3 protein-coding genes and 1 pseudogene are annotated in these 3,638 nt (G+C 56.4%); 3 read left to right on the top strand and 1 reads right to left on the bottom strand.

The window, feature by feature from the left end; genetic code table 11:
* Positions 1–111: pseudogene (locus tag O2S87_RS18245) on the top strand (IS1595 family transposase); the annotation flags it as partial.
* Between the two features lie 87 nt (positions 112–198).
* Here O2S87_RS18245 and O2S87_RS18240 read toward each other — a convergent pair.
* Positions 199–447: a UPF0058 family protein gene (locus O2S87_RS18240; protein WP_475410155.1), complete on the bottom strand. Its 249-nt coding sequence runs from the start codon at positions 445–447 to the stop codon at positions 199–201.
* A gap of 426 nt (positions 448–873) precedes the next feature.
* Here O2S87_RS18240 and O2S87_RS18235 point away from each other — a divergent pair, with 426 nt between their 5' ends.
* Both O2S87_RS18235 and O2S87_RS18230 read left to right on the top strand, forming a co-directional pair.
* Complete coding sequence (locus O2S87_RS18235; protein ID WP_475410154.1) at positions 874–1,179, top strand: hypothetical protein; 306 nt, start codon at positions 874–876, stop codon at positions 1,177–1,179.
* 153 nt (positions 1,180–1,332) lie between these two features.
* Positions 1,333–3,450 (top strand): bacterio-opsin activator domain-containing protein, encoded by a 2,118-nt coding sequence (locus tag O2S87_RS18230; RefSeq protein WP_475410153.1) that lies wholly within the window; start codon positions 1,333–1,335, stop codon positions 3,448–3,450.
* The last annotated feature ends 188 nt before the right edge of the window (positions 3,451–3,638 follow it).

Raw genomic sequence — 3,638 nt, 5'->3', positions numbered from 1 at the left:
CCCGGACTTGAACAGTCCGTCCGAACCTACGGGTTCGTACGGACGCTAAACCTCGCCAGAGTACCGTTGAGCGGGCTTATTGACTGCTTTGCAGTGAACGTGTTTCGCTGAGTTATGCAAGAGCCTCGTCGGATTCTCTAATCACTACACAACTAACACTATTCTGCCACGTGCTCTTCTCGTTAGTAGGGGTCATACTTACTGTGGGACGGTTAGTGCGACGGATGGTTCCGGTGGTGGGTCTGCCCGAAGCGTACGCCCGATTCCATCTAACAGAAGTTCGATTCCGTGCTCGTGGGCTGCTTTGGATTGGTGTACATGTGACGGACGGATTGATTGCGAATCGTAGTTCACAAACGTATCTGATGGGGCCGTATTCTCGTTACAGAGGTGTTTCCGTACTTCGTACAGCAACGCATGAATCTGTCTGAGTTCTTGACTTTTCATACGCATGACACTGCACCCAGTTATGTAAATCATTTTATAATATTCTCTTGGTGTAGTGGGGTGAATGAACGTATCTCTATTCGGGATAAACGAATATCAAATGGAACAATCAGTAAATAAATAAATCTTTTTTGCTACATATAACAGATGACACATACAGGAAGCCCCACCCTCACCGAGCGAACGGCGTCAGCCATGAGCGAGTACGGTGGAGTAGTTCACTGTAATTGCCGTCGACGATACCCAATTTTTGTGTTGTCGACCAAGCCTAACAGTCATGAATAATATGGCCGGTATCACACTAGCCCCTGCCATTGCGTGTGGGGCTAGTAGTATGTCCAGTTTGCCTATCCGTGAATAGGGACTGCTGTCAGTTGCAATGTCTGAAATGGGGACGAAACCAATCCGGGCGGAGGGGGACAGATAATGGCGTGGCAAGATATGATATTCCTGATGGGCAGTCTGCTGTCGGTGGGGTTTTTGATCCCGACGATTCGCAACGCACGGGCGTGTATCCCATGGGCGACAAGCGTTCCATCAGTGGTAATCGGGATCGTCTACTCGGTTACCTTTCTGAGTCTGGGGATGGATTTCTCGGCGTTCGGATCGTTTGCTGCCGGGACGATGTGGTCGCTGATCGTCTACTTCCGGGGACCGGAGATCGATGAACTCGATTTCTCCGTCCTCCCAGAACGCATCAGGGGACACAGCACGGTCGAAACAGCGGACTAGCCGCAGCCGTGTCTCTTGGGGGAGAGACGCCTGTCGACAGTCGCTGGGCCGTGGACGCAATACACTGAACGCTGGAGGCTAGACGAACAGCCTTCAGAAAAGACCTTTTCAACCGAATAAAAATACAAACCCATTGACAGCGGACTCCCTGCAATGGGTTCAGTTCCGTCGGATGCGACGTATTCGTTCGAAACGATCCTCGAAGAGCTCCCGGCTGGAATCGTCGTCCTGTCGACGGATGGGAGCGTCCTGTATGTGAACGCAGCTGTCGAGCGACTGTTCGGCTACTCACCGGCGGAGATCGTCGACAAGCCGTTCAGCATGCTGTTTGCAGCGCACAAAGACGCTCCGCCGCCGACCGATACGGACGCTCCGCCGCCGACCGATATCGTCGACGTACTCCAGACGGTAGCCGAAGGCGGCGGTCGCACCGGATGTCGAGTGACTGGGCGCCACCGTGACGGAACTGCGTTAGCGCGACAACTCGTGATGAATCGCTGTGAGCTGGATGGCGAGCAGTATATACTCGCAGTTATTTCCGCGTCGGCCGACGAGAACGGGTATTCGTACAGCCTTGCCGAACTGAGCGACCGCCTCCAGGAGCTGGTAACGGCTGAGTCACCAACCGAGATCTATACGCAGGCGGTGGAGACGGCCCGAACCGTGTTCGACCACTCGATAACGGTGGTTGAAGCGTACGACGACGAGGCCGGTCGACTCGAACCAGCCGAATGGACACCGGAAGCCGAGGCGCTGACGAACGGCCCACAGCTGTTCAGTACGGAGTGGTCGTTTCCCTGGCGGATCTTCTCTCGACAGGAGGGAGAACTCGTCTCGGACGTCTCAGCATACGACCGGATCGACAGCGACGAAACATCGCTTCGAAGCGCCATGTTGCTCCCAATCGGCTCATACGGCGTCTTCATTGTCGGCGCGACAGAACCCGATAGCTTCACTGAAACGGAGTTCGACATCGTAACGATACTGGTCGCAGCGACCCTGGCGGCCAGAGAGGCTGTCGACCGCGAGCGGACGGTCCGACAGAAACAGACGCAGTTGGACCAACAGTCGAAGTCGCTGGATCGGATGCGGCGACTGAGCGAGGTTACCCGCGAACTAACGAGCGGGCTGACCGAGGCCGAGAGCCGAGCGGAGATATTTCGGACTGTCTGCGAGCGGCTCGTCACGTTTCCGCCCTACCAGTTCGCGTGGTTCGGCGCACGCGATGCGGCGGGCGAGGTGGTTCCGAAAGCTGCCGCCGGGGCCGACGGCTCGTCGCTCGATGCGTTCGAACTGCCGCATGTTGACGAGCCGACCGACCATCCCGTGGTCGGTCGCGCACTCCACGAACGGGCGCCACAAGTCGACAATGCACTCCAGTTGGACCCTCCATTCGAACCATGGCGTGAAGCCGCGATTCAGCACGGCTACCGTGCATACATTTCGATTCCGGTCATCTACCAGGGGACGCTGTATGGAACCGTCTCCGTGTTTGCCTCGGAAGCCGATACATTTGATTCGTTGGAGGTGTCGGTACTCCAGGAACTCGGCGGGATCGTCGGCTACGCGCTGAACGCCGACGAGCGGAGACAGTCGTTCGTGAGCGAACAGTCGACCGAACTCGTATTTTCGGTCCAGGACCGCTCGGCGTCGATGTTTTCGCTGGCGACTGACGTTGGCAGTGTGTTCAGGCTCGAAAACCTCATCGAGCGCCCCGATGGAAAGACGACCATGTTTTTTGCTACCAGCGGCGCGAACCCAACCGAGGTTTTGGAATGGGCCGAAGACCAGTCGTCGGTGACCGAGATTCGACTGTTGACCGACCGTCGACATGAGTGTTTCTTCGAATGCGTTCTTGAAGCCTCGACTGTCTGGTCGCAACTGCTCCAGCGTGGTGGGATGGTCCAGAATGCCACGGCAAGCCCGGAGACGACACGGATCGTCATCCGAATCCCACGGACCACAGATCCCCGGGGGTTCGAGACCGTTCTTGAAGATTGCCTCGGCGCTGTCGAGTTGGTTGCTCGACGGGAGTACGACGAGCCGATACAGACCGCCAAACAGTTCGAAGCGGAGTACAAAAATCAGCTGACAGAGCGACAAAGAGAGGTGTTACAGACGGCATACTACGCCGGGTTCTTCGAATGGCCACGGGAGACGAACGCCGGGGAGTTGGCCGATATCCTTGGAATTGCACAGCCGACAGTGAGCCGTCACCTCCGGACGACCGAACGGGAATTTCTCTCTATGATGTACGATGACCGACGATGACCGGTATCAGTCGAGCCCTCGACATAGTTATTTCACAGGGTTGATCGGTTTTTCGAAAACTCAGTCGATCACATCGAGAACCTCCCGATCTTCTCCAATAGGTGCTGAATCTGTGTCTGCGGTGGCTGGCTAGCCTCCAGCAAGACGGTGGCTGGGAGTTCTACCGGCAGACAGTCGCTGTCGGCGGC

The sequence above is a fragment of the Halohasta sp. A2 genome (genome assembly GCF_056175805.1).
The sequence above is the reverse complement of the archived record's forward strand: the minus strand, read 5'-3'. Positions and strand labels throughout refer to the sequence as shown.

Excerpts from the sequence above, each read along its gene's own strand:
- O2S87_RS18235 (WP_475410154.1), top strand. The coding sequence starts at position 874 with ATGGCGTGGCAAGATATGATATTCCTGATGGGCAGTCTGCTGTCGGTG.
- O2S87_RS18230 (WP_475410153.1), top strand. The coding sequence starts at position 1,333 with ATGGGTTCAGTTCCGTCGGATGCGACGTATTCGTTCGAAACGATCCTC.
- O2S87_RS18240 (WP_475410155.1), bottom strand. The coding sequence starts at position 447 with ATGAAAAGTCAAGAACTCAGACAGATTCATGCGTTGCTGTACGAAGTA.